This window comes from Streptomyces sp. SJL17-4 (genome assembly GCF_036826855.1).
Taxonomy (GTDB): domain Bacteria; phylum Actinomycetota; class Actinomycetes; order Streptomycetales; family Streptomycetaceae; genus Streptomyces.
In genome coordinates this window covers 3,426,762-3,444,183 of record NZ_CP104578.1, presented here as the reverse complement: position 1 = coordinate 3,444,183, position 17,422 = coordinate 3,426,762, and the positions used below count along the sequence as shown (strand labels likewise).

Genomic DNA, 17,422 nt, shown 5'->3' with positions numbered 1-17,422 from the left:
CCTCAGGCCTGTTCCTCCGGGGCGGGGGCCGGGATCGCCACCGAGGCGATCGTCTCGGAGATCTCCCGCTCCGCCGTCGCCTTGTCGAGGCCGAGGCCGGTCAGGACACCCGTACCGTCCTCGTACTCCAGGAGCGCGAGCAGGATGTGCTCGGTGCCGACGTAGTTGTGCCCGAGGCGCAGCGCCTCGCGGAACGTCAGCTCCAGGATCTTCTTCGCCGCCGCGTCGTACGGGACGAGGGTGGGCGGATCGTCGACGGCCGGCGGCAGGGTCGCGGCGGCGGCCTCGCGGACCTGGTCGAGGGTCACGCCCTTCGTCTGGATCCAGAACGCCGCGAGCCCCTCGGGCTCGGCGAGCAGGCCGAGTACCAGGTGGCCGGTGGTGATCTCGCCGTTGCCGACGGCCGTGGCCTCGTTCTGGGAGGCCATCACCACGTTCCGGGCGCGGGGGGTGAAGCGGTTGAACCCGGCGCTCGGGACCATCTTCTCCGCGTCCGGGTCCTTGGGCACGAACCGCTTCTGGGCCGCCTGGCGGGTGACGCCCATGCTGCGGCCGATGTCGGTCCAGGAGGCGCCGGAGCGCCGGGCCTGGTCCACGAAGTGGCCGATGAGGTGGTCGGCGACATCGCCGAGGTGGTCCGCCGCCATGACGGCATCGGAGAGCTGTTCCAGGGCGTCCGTGTGGACCTTCTTGATCGCGTCGATGAGTTCGTCGAGACGGACAGGGATGTTCGGGCCGACTGGATTCGTCATGAGGCAACCGTAGGTTGACGCCTCTTCACTGTCAACTGTCGGTTGACACCTGGGGTGAGGGTGGGGGACGGAGAGGGGAAAGGGGAGGGAAAAAGGGAGACGGCCGGGGTCGCCACCCCCCACAGGAGAGACCCCGGCCGTCGTCCACGGAGCCGCAGCACGGCTCCGTACTCCATTCAGCGCCGGGAGCGCGCTTTGTGTCACACCGCGGGCGCGCCGGAGGCATCCCGCTCACCGCCGCCCGAAGGTTGCAAGTTGCACAAAGACCCCGGACCGCGTGGACGCGGAACCGCGACACGACGTAGCGTGCAGATGCGCGAGGCGGCGTGGCGGTGGTGACCGGCCGCGATGAAGCGACGACGCGACCGACGCGACCGACGAACAGGGTTTGGGGAGTGCTGGGGGACGACGCGGAGCTGACGGCCGCGGTGCTCGCTGCGCAGGACGGGGACGAGAACGCGTTCCGTACTGTGTATCGCGCCGTGCATCCACGGTTGCTCGGTTACATACGCACACTGGTCGGCGACACCGAGGCGGAGGACGTCGCCTCGGAGGCCTGGCTCCAGATAGCCCGCGACCTCGACCGTTTCGACGGCGACGCGGACCGCTTCCGCGGCTGGGCGGCCCGGATCGCCCGCAACCGCGCCCTCGACCACATCCGCATGCGCGGCAGGCGCCCCGCAGTCGGCGCCGACGAGACCGAACTCACCGACAAGCCCGCCGCGTCCGACACCGCGGGCGAAGCCCTGGAGGCGCTGGCCACCGGCCACACCATGCAGTTGATCGCCCAGCTCCCGCAGGACCAGGCCGAGGCGGTCGTCCTGCGCGTCGTCGTCGGCCTCGACGCCAAGACCGCCGCCGACACCCTGGGGAAACGCCCCGGAGCCGTCCGCACCGCGGCCCACCGCGGCCTCAAGAAGCTTGCCGAACTCCTCGGGGTCGACGGCGAGACGGCCGGGGCCGACGGCGCAGGTGAGGCCGTCGTCCCGCTGGACGGTGTGCCTCCGCAACGCGGGCGCGTGCCGGGGCCGGTGGCCCCCGGCGGTGTGACGCAATCGCGTCCGCGTACGCAGAAGGACATGTGATGGCCGACGAGCGGTACCAGTGGCTCGACCAGGAGGCCGCGGAGCGGCTGCTCCGCGGCGAGCCGGTCGACGCCCTCGACGACCATGCGCGTTCCCGGGCCGAGCGCCTGGCCGGAGCCCTCGACGCGGCCCGTACCCCGGTCGTCCCGCCCGCCGCGCGCACCGAACTCCCGGGCGAGGCCGCCGCGCTCGCCGCCTTCCGCGAGGCCCACGCCGCGCGCGCCGCCGCGGTCGCCGCCGGCCGCACCGAACACGCCGAACTCGGCCGGGTGCGCCTCGCCCCCGTGCCCGCCCGGCGCCCCCGCTGGGGACGCTCCGTCCGGTACGGACTCGCCGCCGCGGTCGCCGCCGTCACCGTAGGAGGGGTCGCCGTCGCCGCGGGAACGGGTGTGCTGCCCATGGTGGGTCCCGCGCCCGCCAGCTCCGTCACGGCGGGCGAGAACGCCGACCCGCTCGTCTCGGAGGACCCCGGCATACGCAAGGACCCCGAGGCGCCCTCGACGGAACCGGGCGACGGCGGTGACCGCACGCCCGGCGCGTCCCCCTCGGCCGGCACCGGCACCACCCCGCCGTCCACCGGAACCCCCGACGGGCACGGCACCGACACCTGGGGGACGGGCACCCCGCGGCCGGACGGGAGCACCTCGGGCACCGGCACGGACCCGGCCGGACCGGGCCAGGAGTCCGGCGGCACGGACGGCGGCACGGACGGCGGTACGGACAGCGGCACGAGCGCCGGCACGAGCGGCGGCACAGGCGGTGACGCGAGCGGCACCGCGTCACGCGAGAAGGCCCTCAAGGCCTGCCGGGACTTCCGCTCGGGGAAGCTCGACGCCGCCGGTCGCAAGGGGCTCACGAGCGCCCTGCGCGACGGCGAGACCCTGCGCCGCTACTGCGACCGGATCCTCGGCGGCGGCACGGCCGCGCCCGAGGACGGCGGCGGCAAGGACGGCGCGAACGACGGCTCGAACGACGACTCGGACACGGACCCCAAGGGCGACGGGAACGACGACGGGCGCAACGGCGGCCGCGACGGCGGGGGCGGCGACAGCGCGGTGGACCGCCGCGACACGGTCCGGTCCTCGGCCCCCGATGTCGCCGGACTCACCGCCGTACTGCCCCTCGGAATCGGCGTCGACGCACGCGTTCCGCTCCCGGTGTAACACTTCTGGACCCGTCGGCGCAGTACTGAATGTGCCGACTGGTCATCGGCCGCGCAGTGAGCCGGGGTTCCCCCCGTACCTACGGCTCCGCGCACATGGCGCGGGTGGGACACGTTCCCCCGGTCCCACCCGCGCCCTCTCTCTTCCCCTCCTGGATCACCAGTGGACGACGACCTTGTCGCCGACCTTCACCTGGTCGAAGAGGGTCGTGAGCTTGGCCCGGTCCCGGACGTTGACGCAGCCGTGCGAGGCCCCGTTGTAGCCGCGGGCCGCGAAGTCCGACGAGTAGTGCACCGCCTGGCCGCGGCTGAAGTACATCGAGAGCGGCATCGGCGTGTGGTACAGCCGCGACCAGTCCTGCCGGACCTTGCGCTCGACGGTGAACGTGCCCTCGCGGGTCGGGGTGTTCTCCGAGCCGAAGCGGACGTCCATCGACGAGACGACCTTGCCGTCGATCATCCAGGCGAGGGTCCGGCTCTCCTTGCTGATGCACAGCACCCGGCCCGTCATGCACCGCGCGTCGGGGGTGTCCAGCTCGTTGGTCGTCGACGGCTTCAGCTCGTCCGCGGTCGGCTTCCGGCTCGCGCCGAGCAGCCGCTGCCAGGTCGTCTCGTCGACCGAACCCGTCCGCGGCAGACCCTGCTTCTTCTGGAAGGCCTTGACCGATCCGGCCGTCATCGTCCCGTAGAAGCCGGTGGGCGCCCGGTCGAAGTACCCGAGCTGCCGCAGCCGTGCCTGGAGCTCACGGACCTGCTCGCTCTCGTCCCCGTCGCCCATCAGGGCCTTGGGCCCCGGCGTCTCGGAAGGGGTTCCGGACGGCGTCTCCGTGGGCGCGTCGGTGGGCGTCGCGGTGCTCGCCGAGGGGGACGGGGGCTTGCCGTCCTCGGTGGGGGCGTCGGTCGGTACGGGGGCCGCGGTCGTCGGCGCGTTCGTCGGGCTCCCGGAGCCGCCTCCGGAGCCGGCCGCCTGGGCCGTACAGCCCGCGGCGAGGGCCACCGAGGCCGCTGCCAGGACCGCTCTGCGTATGACGGAAGAAGACCGCTTCATTGTTGCCCCCCGGGATGATTCGTCTGTACCTAGGGATGCTTCCCGCGCGTGTGTGGTTGCGCGCCCAGGTCACGATCCGCGCATGCTGTGGGGAAGGGCCCATCGCATCGGGAGGCACAGCCAATGGCGCGCGAGTCGGAGTCGGGACTGCCCATCGAGCCGGTCTACGGACCGGAGGCGCTGGAGGGCTGGGATCCGGTGGAGAAGCTGGGCGAGCCGGGCGCGTACCCCTTCACGCGCGGGGTGTACCCGTCGATGTACACCGGCCGGCCGTGGACGATGCGCCAGTACGCGGGCTTCGGCACCGCGGTGGAGTCCAACGCCCGGTACAAGCAGCTGATCGCCAACGGCACCATGGGCCTCTCCGTCGCCTTCGACCTGCCGACACAGATGGGCCACGACTCGGACGCGCCGATCGCCTCGGGCGAGGTCGGCAAGGTGGGGGTGGCGATCGACTCGGTCGAGGACATGCGGATCCTGTTCGACGGCATCCCGCTGGACAAGGTCTCCACGTCGATGACGATCAACGCCCCCGCCGCCCTCCTCCTACTGATGTACCAGCTGGTCGGCGAGGAGCAGGGGGTCCCGGCGGACCGGCTGACCGGCACGATCCAGAACGACGTGCTGAAGGAGTACATCGCCCGCGGCACCTACATCTTTCCGCCCAAGCCCTCCCTCCGGCTGATCGCGGACATCTTCAAGTACTGCCGGGCCGAGATCCCGAGGTGGAACACCATCTCGATCTCCGGGTACCACATGGCGGAGGCGGGAGCCTCGCCCGCGCAGGAGATCGCGTTCACCCTGGCCGACGGCATCGCGTACGTGCGGACCGCCGTCGCCGCGGGGATGGACGTCGACGACTTCGCACCCCGGCTCTCCTTCTTCTTCGTGGCCCGTACGACGATCCTGGAGGAGGTCGCGAAGTTCCGGGCGGCCCGCAGGATCTGGGCCCGGGTCATGAAGGACGAGTTCGGCGCGGAGAACCCCAAGTCGCTGATGCTCCGCTTCCACACCCAGACCGCGGGGGTGCAGCTGACCGCCCAGCAGCCCGAGGTCAACCTCGTCCGCGTCGCCGTCCAGGGGCTCGCCGCCGTGCTCGGCGGGACGCAGTCGCTGCACACCAACTCCTTCGACGAGGCGATCGCCCTGCCGACGGACACGTCCGCCCGCCTGGCCCTGCGCACCCAGCAGGTCCTGGCGTACGAGACGGACGTGACCGCGACCGTGGACCCGTTCGCCGGCTCGTACGTCGTGGAGAGGATGACCGACGACGTCGAGGCGGCCGCCCTGGAGCTGATGGGCCGGGTCGAGGAGATGGGCGGCGCGGTCAGCGCCATCGAGCGCGGCTTCCAGAAGGGCGAGATCGAGCGCTCGGCGTACCGGATCGCGCAGGAGACCGACAGCGGCGAACGGGTCGTCGTCGGCGTCAACCGCTACACGATCGACGTCGAGGAGCCGTACGAGCCGCTGCGCGTCGACCCGGCGATCGAGGCCCAGCAGGCCGAGCGGCTCGCCGCCCTGCGGGCCGGGCGCGACGCGGCGGCGGTGGACGCGGCCCTCGCGGAGCTGAGGAAGGCGGCCGCGGGAACCGACAACGTCCTCTACCCGATGAAGGACGCCCTCAAGGCCCGCGCCACCGTCGGAGAGGTCTGCGACGCGCTGCGCGAGGTCTGGGGCACATACGTCCCCACCGACGCGTTCTGATCTTCCGCGATACGAAACACGCAGGCGGAGCGTCGTACTGACATGCGACACTCCGCTTCATGCTGGGTGTCACCGATCTTCCGACCTATCTCGTGGGCCTCGTCCTCATCATTCTCCTGCCGGGGCCGAACTCCCTGTACGTGCTGTCCGTCGCCGCCCGCAAGGGCACCCGGACCGGGTACAAGGCCGCCGCCGGAGTCTTCACCGGCGACGCCGTCCTGATGACGCTGGCCGCGCTCGGCGCGGCCTCCCTCCTCCAGACCACCCCCCTGCTCTTCATGATCGTGAAGTACGCGGGCGCGGGCTATCTGGCCTGGATGGCGTACGGGATGCTGCGCTCGGCCCGGGAGATGTGGCGCTCGCGCGGGGAGACGCCGACCGAGGAGACCGAACAGGCACAGGCGGCCGCGGGGGAGAACCCGTACCGCAGGGCGCTCGTCATCAGTCTGTTCAACCCGAAGGCGATCCTCTTCCTGATCTCCTTCTTCGTGCAGTTCGTGGACCCGGCGTACGCCTACCCGGCCCTCTCCTTCCTGGTCCTCGGCACGCTCCTGGAGATCGGCAGCTTCCTCTACCTCACGATGCTGATATTCGGCGGCACCCGCCTCGCCGCCGCGTTCCGCCGCCGCCGACGCCTCTCGGCGGGCGCCACCTCCGCCGCCGGCGCCCTCTTCCTCGGCTTCGCCGCGAAACTCTCCCTCAGCAGCGCAGCTTGACCCTCACACCGTGTGAGGCCGTGTCGTAGGAGTCGTCATGTTCACCATCGGAGACTTCGCGCGGCACGGGCGGGTGTCGGTCCGGATGCTGCGTCACTACGACGCCATCGGGCTGTTGCGCCCGGCCCGGGTCGACCCGCACTCGGGCTACCGCTTCTACACGGCGGACCAGCTCGCCCTGCTCAACCGCGTCATCGCGCTCAAGGACCTCGGCTTCACCCTCGAACAGGTGGGGGCGATCCTCGACGAGACGATCGACGCGGACGAGCTGCGGGGCATGCTGCGGCTCCGTCAGGCCGAGCTGGAAGCGGCCCTGACGGAGGCGCGGGCACGGCTCGCCCAGGTCGGCGCGCGGCTCCGAGCCATCGAGAGCGAGGGACGCATGTCCACCCAGGACGTCGTCGTCAAGAACATCCCCGCCGTCCGGATCGCGGAGCTGAGCGCGGTCGCCGCGAGCTTCGGCCCGCACGACATCGGCCCGGTCATCGGGCCCCTGTACGACGAGCTGTGCGGCCGTCTGGAGGCCGCCGGGCTCACCGGATTCGGCCCGGGGATCGCGTACTACGAGGACGCGGGCAGGGGCGACGGCTCGGTCCTCGTGCACGCCGGCATGACCGTCCCGGAGGGGACGGCCGTGGAGGGCGTCGAGGTGCACGTGCTGCCCGGCATCGAGGAGGCGGCGACCGTCGTCCACCGGGGCTCGATGGACACCATCCTGCCGACCGCGCAGACGCTGGCCCGCTGGATCGAGGCCAACGGGTACGAGACGCGGTACTACGCGCGCGAGCTGTACCTGGAATGCCCCGAGGACCGCTCGCAGTGGGTGACGGAGATCCAGGAGGCCATCGTCCGCGCCTGACACCTGACACGCCTGCGGGCCCGGGTCCCCCGCACGGGGCCCGGGCCCGCCGTTCGTGGCGCGGCGTACCGCTATCGCTTCAGCGCCTTGCGCAGCCGCAGTGCGCGCCGCGCCAGGCGGCGGACCCTGGGGTGCCGGGGGAGCGGGATGCCGCCGGGCAGGTCGAGGACGGTGAGGCGGCGGCGGGTGAAGTGGTGCCGGGTGCGCTCGGCGAACGGCCCGGACAGGTGCCGTACCGCCGGCTCCCGCAGGTCCGGCCGGATCTTCGGCTGCATCGCGAAGCCGACCGCCGCGACCAGGTCGTTCAGCTGGGCGGTGCCGATCGCGCCGCCGTCCTCCGCGCCGGCCCCCGCCCCGGCCTCCGCCCCGTCCTCCAGGGGTGGCACGACCGCGTCCACGACGGTGAGCGGGATGCGGTTGCTGTTCTGGAAGGGGGTGAGCCGCTCCAGCAGGTTCCGGGTGCCGACCCGGGCGACCGGCAGTCCGTAGAAGGTCCGCGCGGTGAGCAGCGCCGTGGAGAAGCAGCCGACGACGAGGGCGGGCCGCAGCTCGCGGTAGAGCACCTCGGCGAGTACCGGCCGGTCCTCGACGGTCAGTTCGGCGCCGAGCGCTGCCGCCTCCTGCACCAGCGCCTTCGACCAGGTGTCGGGTGCCGTCGGGTGCGGCTTGAAGACGAGCCGCCGGTGGCCCCGGGCGACCGCGCCCCGGACCATCTGCAGGTGCAGCCCCTCCTCCTCGGCGACGGTCAGCAGGTTGAGCGCCGCGAGGTACTGGCCGAGGAGCAGTACGGGCCCGTCCTCGGAGGCGGCCGTGGCGGCGGGCCCGGCCAGCTCGTCGACGCACTTGGTGAACGCCTCCGTCGGTACGGCCTCCGGTACGGCCTGGAACTCGGCGAGCAGCAGCGGGGCGAGACCGGGGACGAGGTCCAGGTGGAGGAGCCGGCCGACGCGGCCGCCGATCAGCGGGTCGATCTTGTTGCGGGTCGGCCCGTAGCTCATCAGGCCGTCGGCGTACACGGTGATGGGCGCGTCGGGCAGCAGCTGGGCGATGGCGAGCGCGGGCGTGACCTGGATCGATTCCAGGGCGAGTTCGACGCGGTCGTCGCCGAGGTCCCAGACCTTGCGCAGATGGCGCTGGAGGAGCGGCAGGTCGCTCGCCCGGGGGGTCCAGCCGCCCGGGTGGAGCGGGGAGATCGTCTCGTTCCACGACAGGACGGAGTCGAAGCGGCCGCGCAGCCGCTCGAAGCCCTCGGCCTGGTCGAGGGGCGGGGTGGTCTCCGGCACGGCCGCGTTGTTGGTGACGAGGAGGATCCGGCGGTCGGCGGGGCCGAAGCTGCCGCTGTCCAGGGCGGCGGCGATCGTCACCGCGCCGTAGAGGGTGGAGGCGCAGAAGATCTGGGTGGTGCGGCGGGTGCTCACGCGGCCACCTCCGCGGAGGCCGAGCCGGTGCCGGTGCCGGTGCCGGTGCCGGGACCGGTGGCCGGGCCCGTGCCCGTGCCCGGTGTCGGCGGTGGTGCCGGGCGGCGGCGCCGCAGTTTCCGCAGCATCGTCGCGCGGTCCCCGCCCATCGCCGTGAGGGCCTCGTCGAGGACGTCCTGCGGCATGCGCCGCAGCGCGCCCGCGCTCATCGCCTTCAACTGGCGGGCGACGTCCGGCTCGAAGCGTTCGATCGAGCCGATGTGATGGGAAATCACCGCGCAATAGGTGCGGACGGCCTTCGGAAGAAGAAGGTCGGCGTCCTTGTCCTTCGCGGTCTCCTCGATCACCTGGTCGAATGCGCGGATGAAATCCAATTGCCGTATGTCGCCGATCTGAGTGAGGGAGGTCGCCACTCCGCGCCGGTAGAAGACGCCGAGTTCTCCGATCGCGGCGAACGATTTCGCCTCGCGGTGCAGTCGCCAGATCCAGGGCCGGTCCTCGGCGGTCCGCAGTCCGTGCGTGAAGTGCAGCAGACCGCGGTCGAGGAGCCGCCGGTGGTAGATCCCCGCCCAGGCGTACGGGTAGTCGACCGAGGTCGTCCGGTGCGCCGGCAGGATCGCGTCCCGCGGGTTCAGCACCTCGCCGCGCCGGGGGACCGGCGCGCGGCGGATGCCGCGGTTCCTGCCGGTGACGGAGACGTGGTCGGTGCGCAGGAAGTCGCAGCCGAGGTCCTCGGCGGCGGCGACCAGGCGGGAGTAGTAGCCAGGGGCGAGCCAGTCGTCCCCGTCGAGGAAGGTGAGGTACTCGCCGCGAGCGGCGTCGAGGCCGGTGTTCCGGGCGGTGGCGAGGCCCCCGTTGTGCTCGTGCCTGATCAGGACGGCACCCGGGATCTCGCGCGCGGCCCGTTCGAGGATCTCCGGAGTCCCGTCCGACGAGCAGTCGTCGACGAGCAGGAACTCGAAGTCCTCCCGGGCGTTGGCCCGCAGGCTGGTGAGGGTGTCGGGGGCGTATGTCTGCACGTTGAAGAACGGCACGACGACGGAGAGCTTGACCACGCGGTTGACGCTAGGTGCCGTCCCGGCATTCCCACCGACCGTCGGGCATCTCTTTGGTGAACACGAAGCGGCGGGCCGATTAACCGCCTTTCCCGGCAGGGAAAATCAGCCCCGATACGTCCGGTTCACGACCCACTTCAACAGGAGGAGAGGCTCTGTTCACCGTTTGTTGTGTCTCAGTTGGGCCGAAAAGCGGAATGCCCTTCTAGCGTCCTCGACGTGCCAGCAAGTACCAGAGAAGCGGTACGGGTCGCCGTACTCGCCGACTCCGACACCCGGTGGAAATGGGGCGCCCTCACGGCGCGCCGCATCACCACGGCAACCGCCGAACCCACCGGATTCGTCCTGCGCGGACGGGCAACCCCCACCGAACGCCAGCTCGCCGAGACCGGGGTGTCCACCACCACCCCGCGCGAGGTGACGGGGGCTGAATTCCTGCGCGCGGTACGGGACGCGGAGACGCGCGGCGAGGGATACGACGTCGTCGTCCTCGCTCTCGTCGGAGGCACCGTACGGGCCGTCCTCCAGGGTCTCGCCGATCTGGGCCTCGAACGGCGCCCCGTGGTCGTCACCGGCTATGTCGGCGTCGTCTACGAGAAGCTGACCGACGGTCTGCTGCTGCGTCACGGCGCCGACGTCGTCCTCGCCAACTCCCGTCACGACGCGGAGCGTTTCCGCGCCGTGTACGAGGGAGTGGGCGCCGGGGCCGACTCGGTCGTCGAGGCGGCACTGCCCTTCCTGGGCGGCGCCCCACACACCCCGGAAGCAGGCCGCGACACCCTGGTCTTCGCCGCCCAGCCGTCCGTGCCGGTCACCCGGGCCGAACGCGCCTACGTGCTGCGGCGCCTGATCGAGCACGCCCGGCTCCACCCGGGCCGCGAGGTGCTCCTCAAGCTCCGCTCCAAGCCGGGCGAACACACCACGCACCTGGAGGAGTACCCGTTCCAGAAGCTGGTCCGCGAGCTCGACCCGCCGGCCAACTTCAGGCTCGCGTACGGGCACATGGGCGAGGTCCTCGACCGTACCGACCTGCTGGTGACCGTCTCCTCGACGGCGGCCCTCGAAGCCCTCCACCGGCGCATCCCCACCGCGATCCTCACCGACCTCGGGGTCCGCGAGGTGCTCGGCAACCACCACTTCGTCGGTTCCGGTCTGCTCACCTCCTTCGACCGGCTCGACAAGGGGCTCGCCCCGACGCCCGACGAGACCTGGCTCGCCCGGCAGGGCGTGGCCGCTGGGGGTCCCCCCACTCCGTCAGGCGTAGGGGGAGGCTCGTACGAGGGCGCCTTCGACGCGGCCCGCGACCGGGTCACCGAGCTTCTGGCGCTTCCCGCGCTCCCCCCGATCACCCCCTACTACACAACGGAGACGGCGCCCGGCTACCTGCCCGGGATCCTCGCCCGCCACCGCCTGGACGTCACCGCGCCGGAGCCCCGCGAAAGCGGCCTGCGCAAGGTCGTCCGGGAGGCCGCGCGGGGCGCGTACCGCCACGGCGTGCAACGCGTCGCCCCCGTCATCCGCCGTCTGGGAGAACTCTGATGACCACCACCGTGCTCGCCGTGATCCCCGCGAGGGGCGGTTCGAAGGGCGTGCCCGCCAAGAACCTCGCCCCGGTGGCCGGAGTCCCCCTGGTCGCCCGCGCCGTCCGGGCCTGCCTGGGCGCCCGCGCCGTCACCCACGTCGTGGTCTCCACCGACGACGCCGGCATCGCGGCCGCCGCCCGCACCGCGGGGGCCGAGGCAGTACAGCGTCCCGCCGAGATCGCCGGCGACACCGCCACCAGCGAGGCCGCGGTCCTGCACGCCATGGACGCCTTCGAGGCCACCCACGGCCGCCCGGCCGACGTGGTCCTCCTCGTCCAGTGCACCAGCCCCTTCCTCAGCTCCGCCGAGGTCGCCGAGACCGTCGAGCGCATCACCTCCGGTGCCGCCGACACGGCCTTCACCGCGGCCCCGTCGCACGGCTTCCTCTGGCGCGAGACGGTCGAGGACGGCGCGACCGGCGTCAACCACGACAAGGCGCACCGCCCCCGCCGCCAGGACCGGGAGCCCGAGTACCTGGAGACCGGCGCCGTCTACGCGATGGACGCGGTCGGCTTCCGCACCCACAAGCACCGCTTCTTCGGCCGTACGGCGCTCGTCGTCACCGACCCCGCCCGGGTCCTGGAGATCGACGACCCGCACGACCTGGCCCGCGCCCGCGCCCTCGCGCCGCTCCTCGACACCCCGGCCACCCCCGGCTTCGCGGACGTCGACGCCGTCGTCCTCGACTTCGACGGCACGCAGACCGACGACCGGGTCCACCTGGACGCCGAGGGACGCGAGTTCGTCTCCGCGCACCGCGGCGACGGCCTCGGCATCGCCGCCCTGCGCCGCGCCGGACTGCCCGTCCTCATCCTCTCCACCGAGCAGAACGCCGTCGTCGCCGCCCGCGCCCGCAAGCTCAAGATCCCCGTCCTGCACGGCATCGACCGCAAGGACCGGGCTCTCAAGGAGTGGTGCGAGGCCGAGGGCATCGACCCGCAGCGCGTGCTCTACGCCGGAAACGACGTCAACGACCTTCCCTGCTTCCACCTCGTCGGCTGGCCCATCGCGGTGAGCAGCGCGCACGACTCCGTACGGGCCGCGGCCCGCGCGGTCACCGTCACCCCGGGTGGCTCGGGGGCGATCCGCGAGATCGCCGCCTGGCTCCTCGGACCCGAGCTCAACACCCCCAACTCCTAAGGATCAGCACCATGAACACCCGTATCCGCACCCTCGGCGACAAGACCGCAGGCCCGGGCCACTCCGTCTACATCACCGGCGAGATCGGCATCAACCACAACGGTGACCTCGACAACGCGTTCGCGCTGATCGACGTGGCCGCCGAGGCCGGCTGCGACGCCGTCAAGTTCCAGAAGCGCACCCCCGAGATCTGCACCCCGCGCGACCAGTGGGACATCGAGCGGGACACCCCCTGGGGCCGGATGACGTACATCGACTACCGTCACCGCGTCGAGTTCGACGAGACCCAGTACCGCGCCATCGACGAGCACTGCAAGAAGCGCGGCATCGACTGGTTCGCCTCCCCGTGGGACACCGAGGCCGTCGCCTTCCTGGAGAAGTTCGACGTCCCGGCCCACAAGGTCGCCTCGGCCTCCCTCACCGACGACGAGCTGCTGCGCTCGCTGCGCGCCACCGGCCGCACGGTCATCCTCTCCACCGGCATGTCGACGCCGGAGCAGATCCGTCACGCCGTCGAGGTCCTCGGAAGCGCGAACATCCTGCTCTGCCACGCCACCTCGACGTACCCGGCCAAGGCCGAGGAGCTCAACCTGCGCGTCATCCAGACGCTGCAGGAGGAGTACCCCAACGTCCCGATCGGCTACTCCGGCCACGAGACCGGCCTCCAGACCACGCTGGCCGCCGTCGCCCTCGGCGCCACCTTCGTCGAGCGTCACATCACCCTCGACCGCGCCATGTGGGGCTCCGACCAGGCCGCCTCCGTCGAGCCCCAGGGCCTGCAGCGCCTGGTCCGCGACATCCGCACCATCGAGACCGCCCTCGGTGACGGCGTCAAGAAGGTCTACGAGTCGGAGCTCGGCCCGATGAAGAAGCTCCGCCGGGTCCAGGGCCTCGTCGCCGCATGACCAGGCAGCTGGCGTTCGTCGAGAGCCCGGTCCAGCTCCTCAACGTCCTGGAGTGGGCGCACACCCAGGCTCCCGCCTCGGCTGCGCCCACCGCGGCACCCGCCGGCACGCACGGCTCGGCGGACGCCGTGCCCGCCGGCGCGGTCACCGCGGCGCCCGACTCCACGGACGCCGGTGCGTCCGTGCGGGCGCCCCGCTCGACGGACGCCACCCAGGGTGCGGCAAAGCCCGCACCCGCCCTGACGGTCGTCGTCCTCTCGCCGACCGACCCCATGTCGCGGGGCCAGCTGCGCCGAATGGCCCAGCTGGCCCGCGACGAGGGCCTCACCGTCCACTGGCAGGAGGCCCGTGGCGGCCGGGGCGCGCTCGTCCGTACTCTGCGGGAGCTCGCCCGGCCGCTGCGCTCGGCGGAGCGGGTGATCATCGGGGACCCGTTCTCCCGGTACGTCCAGCTCCTCCTCACCCTTTTCGGCCCCCGGCATCTGACGGTGGTCGACGACGGCACCGCCACCATGGAGTACGCCGCCCAGGTCGGCCGCGGCGAGCGCCTGGTGCGCTGGCACCGCAGGAGCAGCGGTCTCGACCCGCGCGAGCTGGTGCTCGCCCCGGTGACCCTGCTCGCCAAGAAGCGCCTCGCCCCGACCTCCGGCCGTACGGTCGAGATCTTCACCTCGCTGCCCGTCGAGGTCCCCGAGGGCATCACGGTCACCGAGAACTCCTACGCCTGGACCCGGGCCCGCTTCGGCCCGCCGCTGCTCACCGGCGGCGCGGACCTGGTGGGGACCTCGCTGGTGGAGACGGGGGTGGTCGACGCCGACCACTACGACCGGGTGGTGGCGGAGCTCGCCCGCACCCACGGGGCCACCCGCTACTTCGCGCACCGCAGGGAGAGCGCCGAGAAGCTGCACCGGATCGCGGTCGAGACGGGCCTCCAGGTGGTCCGCCCGGAGCTGCCGCTGGAGCTGATCGCCCGCCGCGGCCCCATCGGCCGTACGGTCGTCAGTTTTCCGTCCACGGTGGTGCACACCCTGCCGCTGGCCCTCGCCGGCACCGGGGTGAAGGTCGCGGTCTGCGAGATCTCGCCCGAGTGGCTGCGGGCCACCGCCTCCCCGCGCGCCCAGGGCTTCCTGTCCGGTGTGACGGGCACGGCGGCCCACGAGGTCGACCGGCTCACCTCACGGACGGCGACCCAGACCGATCGGCTCGAATTCGGCTGAGCGTACCCATATGGAACGGGCTTCATGCCTGCCGTACCGAGATTCTTTCCCCTAACGGGCTGAACTTTTCGTGATCAACGGGCAGTTGACCTCTCTGGAGGCCTACCCTTCAAAGGGTGAACCAGTTGAAGTCCCGTGAGCCAGGCTCCGTCACCCTGCCCGGAACGCTGTCCGAACCCCTGCGCGTCGAACTGATCGCCTTCCGCAGGGACTTGCACATGCACCCGGAGCTCGGGAACCAGGAGTTCCGTACGACCGCCGCGCTCAAGGCCCGCCTGGAGGCGGCCGGCCTCGCGCCGAAGGTCCTGCCGGGCGGCACCGGGCTCATCTGTGACATCGGCACCCCGGACCCCGAGCGGCCGATGCTCGCGATCCGCGCCGACCTCGACGCGCTGCCCATCCCCGACGTCAAGACCGTCGCCTACCACTCCACCGTGGCCAACCGCGCCCACGCCTGCGGACACGACGTCCACACCACCACCGTCCTCGGCGCCGGACTCGTCCTCGCCGAGCTCGACCGGCAGGGCCTCCTCCCCGCCCCCGTGCGGCTGCTCTTCCAGCCCGCCGAGGAGGTCCTCCCCGGCGGCGCCGCCGACGTCGTCGAGGCCGGCGTCCTGGACGGGGTCGGCCGGATCATCGCCGTCCACTGCGACCCCCGGGTGGACGCCGGGAAGATCGGGCTCCGCCCCGGCCCCATCACCTCCGCCTGCGACCGTCTCGAGGTCACCCTCGACGGGCCCGGCGGCCACACCGCCCGCCCGCACCTCACCACCGACCTCGTCACCGCCGCCGCCCGGGTCGCCGTCGACGTCCCCGCCGTCCTGTCCCGCCGCGTCGACGCCCGCTCCGGGCTCTCGGTCACCTGGGGCCGTATCGAGTCCGGCCACGCCTGCAACGTCATCCCGCAGCACGCCGAGCTCTCCGGCACCGTCCGCTGCCTCGACCTGCCCACCTGGCGGGAGGCGCCCGATCTGGTGCACGCGGCCATCGACGAGATCGCGACCCTGCACCGGGCCAAGTCGACCGTCACCTACGTGCGCGGTGTCCCGCCGGTCGTCAACGACCCGGCCGTCACCGAACTGCTCCAGGCCGCGATGACCGCCCGCCGCGGACCGCACGCGATCGAGGACACCGAGCAGAGCCTCGGCGGCGAGGACTTCTCCTGGTACCTGGAGCACGTCCCCGGCGCCATGGCCCGCCTGGGTGTCCGTACCCCCGGCGACTCCCGCGTCCGTGACCTCCACGCCGGCGACTTCGACGTGGACGAGCGCTGCATCGAGGCCGGGGTGGAGCTCTTCACGGCCGCGGCGCTGCTCGACGCGGCACCAAAGCGCTGATTTCACGCCAAACGGCGGTTCTGATTCCGGCCGGACGGACCCCTCATCCGTCCGGTCGACCGGCGTCCCCCCTTCGGTCCAACGGCCCGGCGTGGCGCCCCCGGCCCCCCTCCCCGGCGCCCGGACCCGGAGATATAACCGGCGGTACCGGGCCGAACGCCCCCGGTCGCCTCGACTGGCCGGTTCGCGACGATCCGATAACGACTCATGAACGGGTCTTTAACTGACATCTACGCGCGTTACGATCGCCGCGAAACCAGCGCCGGAAGAGGCGCTTTCGGTCAGTCTTGAAGGGACCCTCCTCTTGCGCCGGATCACCAGGATCACGACCGTGGGCATCGCCTCCGCGGCGCTCGCCCTCTCTGCCACCGCGTGTGGCAAGTCCTCGACGGACTCCGGCTCCTCGAGCACGGACTCCAAGGCGACCAAGGCCGCCATCGCGTACGACATCGGTGGCCGCGGCGACCAGTCGTTCAACGACGCCGCCTACGCGGGCCTCAAGAAGGCCGAGGACGAGCTCGGTGTCAAGGGCTCCGAGGCCGAGCCCTCCGAGGGTGAGGGCGACGCCGACAAGGTGCAGCGCCTCACCGCTCTCGCCCGCGCCGGGAACAACCCGGTCATCGGCGTCGGCTTCGCCTACGCCCCGGCCATCGAGAAGGTCGCCAAGGCCTACCCGAAGACCACCTTCGGTCTCATCGACGACACGTCGAAGACCGGCCCGAACATCGCCAACCTCGTCTTCAACGAGGAGCAGGGCTCCTACCTGGCCGGCGTCGCCGCCGCCAAGGCGTCCAAGTCCGGCACGGTCGGCTTCATCGGCGGTGTCGAGGTTCCGCTGATCAAGAAGTTCGAGGCGGGCTTCGCGCAGGGCGTCAAGGACACCAACCCCAAGGCGAAGGTGCTCGTCCAGTACCTGACCCAGCCGCCGAACTTCGACGGCTTCTCGAAGCCCGACCTCGGCAAGGCCGCCGCGGAGGGCCAGCTCGACAAGGGCGCCGACGTGATCTACGCCGCCGCCGGTCTGGCCGGTTCCGGCTCGATCGAGGCCGCCTCGGCCGCCAAGAAGTGGGCGATCGGCGTCGACTCCGACCAGTACAACCAGCCGGGTCTGGCCTCGTACAAGGCCAGCATCCTGACCTCGGTCACCAAGGACGTCTCGGACTCCGTCTTCAACCTGATCAAGTCGGTCAAGGACGGCAAGCCGCAGACCGGTGAGGTCCGCTACGGCCTCGCCACGGACGGCGTCGCCCTCGCCGACTCCAACCCGGAGTACAAGAAGATGACGGACCTCATCGCCGCGGTGGACAAGGCGAAGAAGGACATCATCGACGGCAAGATCACGGTCAAGACCGCTCCGTAAGGACAGCAGGTCACTGACCCAGGGCCCGGCAACGGTGGGACCCCCACCGGGGCCGGGCCCCATTCCCGTACGGGTTTTCAT

Annotated in this window: 15 protein-coding genes; 11 read left to right on the top strand and 4 right to left on the bottom strand. The window is 71.9% G+C overall.

The genetic code is table 11. The annotated features are described in order from the left end of the window. Window positions 1-2: 2 nt before the first annotated feature. On the bottom strand, window positions 3-752 hold the full coding sequence (locus N5875_RS15045; protein ID WP_338494302.1) for a Clp protease N-terminal domain-containing protein: 750 nt from the start codon (window positions 750-752) through the stop codon (window positions 3-5). 395 nt (window positions 753-1,147) lie between these two features. Here N5875_RS15045 and N5875_RS15040 point away from each other — a divergent pair, with 395 nt between their 5' ends. Together N5875_RS15040 and N5875_RS15035 are read left to right on the top strand one after the other, a co-directional pair. After that, the gene (locus tag N5875_RS15040; protein ID WP_318208809.1) at window positions 1,148-1,837 is read left to right on the top strand and encodes an RNA polymerase sigma factor; all 690 of its coding nucleotides are present in this window, start codon (window positions 1,148-1,150) and stop codon (window positions 1,835-1,837) included. After that, the gene (locus N5875_RS15035) at window positions 1,837-3,000 is read left to right on the top strand and encodes a hypothetical protein (RefSeq protein WP_318208810.1); all 1,164 of its coding nucleotides are present in this window, start codon (window positions 1,837-1,839) and stop codon (window positions 2,998-3,000) included. The genes N5875_RS15040 and N5875_RS15035 overlap by 1 nt, the downstream gene beginning before the upstream one ends. A 156-nt stretch (window positions 3,001-3,156) precedes the next feature. Here the strand turns inward: N5875_RS15035 and N5875_RS15030 are convergent, their stop codons facing one another. Next, window positions 3,157-4,047 (bottom strand): peptidoglycan-binding protein, encoded by an 891-nt coding sequence (locus N5875_RS15030; RefSeq protein WP_318208811.1) that lies wholly within the window; start codon window positions 4,045-4,047, stop codon window positions 3,157-3,159. 123 nt (window positions 4,048-4,170) lie between these two features. On the opposite strand from N5875_RS15030, the gene N5875_RS15025 reads away from it, so the two are divergent. From N5875_RS15025 to N5875_RS15015, 3 genes are read left to right on the top strand one after another with little or no spacing between them, the layout of a single operon-like run. Beyond that, window positions 4,171-5,751 carry a methylmalonyl-CoA mutase family protein gene (locus N5875_RS15025; protein WP_318208812.1) on the top strand — a complete coding sequence of 527 codons (1,581 nt, stop codon included), beginning with the start codon at window positions 4,171-4,173 and terminating at the stop codon, window positions 5,749-5,751. A 59-nt stretch (window positions 5,752-5,810) separates the two neighbouring features. After that, window positions 5,811-6,467 carry a leucine efflux protein LeuE gene (gene leuE, locus N5875_RS15020; protein ID WP_318208813.1) on the top strand — a complete coding sequence of 219 codons (657 nt, stop codon included), beginning with the start codon at window positions 5,811-5,813 and terminating at the stop codon, window positions 6,465-6,467. Between the two features lie 37 nt (window positions 6,468-6,504). Beyond that, on the top strand, window positions 6,505-7,326 hold the full coding sequence (locus N5875_RS15015) for a MerR family transcriptional regulator (RefSeq protein ID WP_338494298.1): 822 nt from the start codon (window positions 6,505-6,507) through the stop codon (window positions 7,324-7,326). A gap of 71 nt (window positions 7,327-7,397) precedes the next feature. Here N5875_RS15015 and N5875_RS15010 read toward each other — a convergent pair whose 3' ends face one another. Both N5875_RS15010 and N5875_RS15005 read right to left on the bottom strand, forming a co-directional pair. Next, entirely contained in the window at window positions 7,398-8,744 is a 1,347-nt protein-coding gene (locus N5875_RS15010) for an alpha-2,8-polysialyltransferase family protein (RefSeq protein ID WP_318208815.1), read from the bottom strand. Next, on the bottom strand, window positions 8,741-9,799 hold the full coding sequence (locus N5875_RS15005) for a glycosyltransferase family 2 protein (protein WP_338494296.1): 1,059 nt from the start codon (window positions 9,797-9,799) through the stop codon (window positions 8,741-8,743). Before N5875_RS15005 ends, N5875_RS15010 begins: the two co-directional genes overlap by 4 nt. Window positions 9,800-10,018: 219 nt before the next feature. Here N5875_RS15005 and N5875_RS15000 point away from each other — a divergent pair, with 219 nt between their 5' ends. From N5875_RS15000 to N5875_RS14975, 6 genes are all read left to right on the top strand, one after another. Beyond that, window positions 10,019-11,338, top strand: coding sequence for a DUF6716 putative glycosyltransferase (locus tag N5875_RS15000; RefSeq protein WP_338494294.1), 1,320 nt, complete (start codon window positions 10,019-10,021; stop codon window positions 11,336-11,338). Next, on the top strand, window positions 11,338-12,522 hold the full coding sequence (locus N5875_RS14995; RefSeq protein ID WP_338494292.1) for an acylneuraminate cytidylyltransferase: 1,185 nt from the start codon (window positions 11,338-11,340) through the stop codon (window positions 12,520-12,522). The genes N5875_RS15000 and N5875_RS14995 overlap by 1 nt, the downstream gene beginning before the upstream one ends. Before the next feature lie 11 nt (window positions 12,523-12,533). After that, the gene (locus N5875_RS14990) at window positions 12,534-13,427 is read left to right on the top strand and encodes an N-acetylneuraminate synthase family protein (RefSeq protein ID WP_318208819.1); all 894 of its coding nucleotides are present in this window, start codon (window positions 12,534-12,536) and stop codon (window positions 13,425-13,427) included. Then, window positions 13,424-14,644, top strand: a complete 1,221-nt coding sequence (locus tag N5875_RS14985; RefSeq protein WP_338494290.1) for a hypothetical protein — start codon at window positions 13,424-13,426, stop codon at window positions 14,642-14,644. The genes N5875_RS14990 and N5875_RS14985 overlap by 4 nt, the downstream gene beginning before the upstream one ends. A gap of 116 nt (window positions 14,645-14,760) precedes the next feature. Continuing rightward, entirely contained in the window at window positions 14,761-15,981 is a 1,221-nt protein-coding gene (locus N5875_RS14980; RefSeq protein ID WP_318208821.1) for an amidohydrolase, read from the top strand. Window positions 15,982-16,285: 304 nt separating this feature from the next. Then, a complete protein-coding gene (locus tag N5875_RS14975; RefSeq protein ID WP_318208822.1) occupies window positions 16,286-17,341 on the top strand; it encodes a BMP family ABC transporter substrate-binding protein in 1,056 nt (351 codons plus the stop codon). Window positions 17,342-17,422: the final 81 nt, after the last annotated feature.

Bases quoted from the DNA above. Each gene is read 5' to 3' on its own strand.
- N5875_RS15045 (WP_338494302.1), bottom strand. From the start codon at position 752: ATGACGAATCCAGTCGGCCCGAACATCCCTGTCCGTCTCGACGAACTC.
- N5875_RS15035 (WP_318208810.1), top strand. From the start codon at position 1,837: ATGGCCGACGAGCGGTACCAGTGGCTCGACCAGGAGGCCGCGGAGCGG.
- N5875_RS15030 (WP_318208811.1), bottom strand. From the start codon at position 4,047: ATGAAGCGGTCTTCTTCCGTCATACGCAGAGCGGTCCTGGCAGCGGCC.
- N5875_RS15025 (WP_318208812.1), top strand. From the start codon at position 4,171: ATGGCGCGCGAGTCGGAGTCGGGACTGCCCATCGAGCCGGTCTACGGA.
- leuE (WP_318208813.1), top strand. From the start codon at position 5,811: ATGCTGGGTGTCACCGATCTTCCGACCTATCTCGTGGGCCTCGTCCTC.
- N5875_RS15015 (WP_338494298.1), top strand. From the start codon at position 6,505: ATGTTCACCATCGGAGACTTCGCGCGGCACGGGCGGGTGTCGGTCCGG.
- N5875_RS14995 (WP_338494292.1), top strand. From the start codon at position 11,338: ATGACCACCACCGTGCTCGCCGTGATCCCCGCGAGGGGCGGTTCGAAG.
- N5875_RS14990 (WP_318208819.1), top strand. From the start codon at position 12,534: ATGAACACCCGTATCCGCACCCTCGGCGACAAGACCGCAGGCCCGGGC.
- N5875_RS14985 (WP_338494290.1), top strand. From the start codon at position 13,424: ATGACCAGGCAGCTGGCGTTCGTCGAGAGCCCGGTCCAGCTCCTCAAC.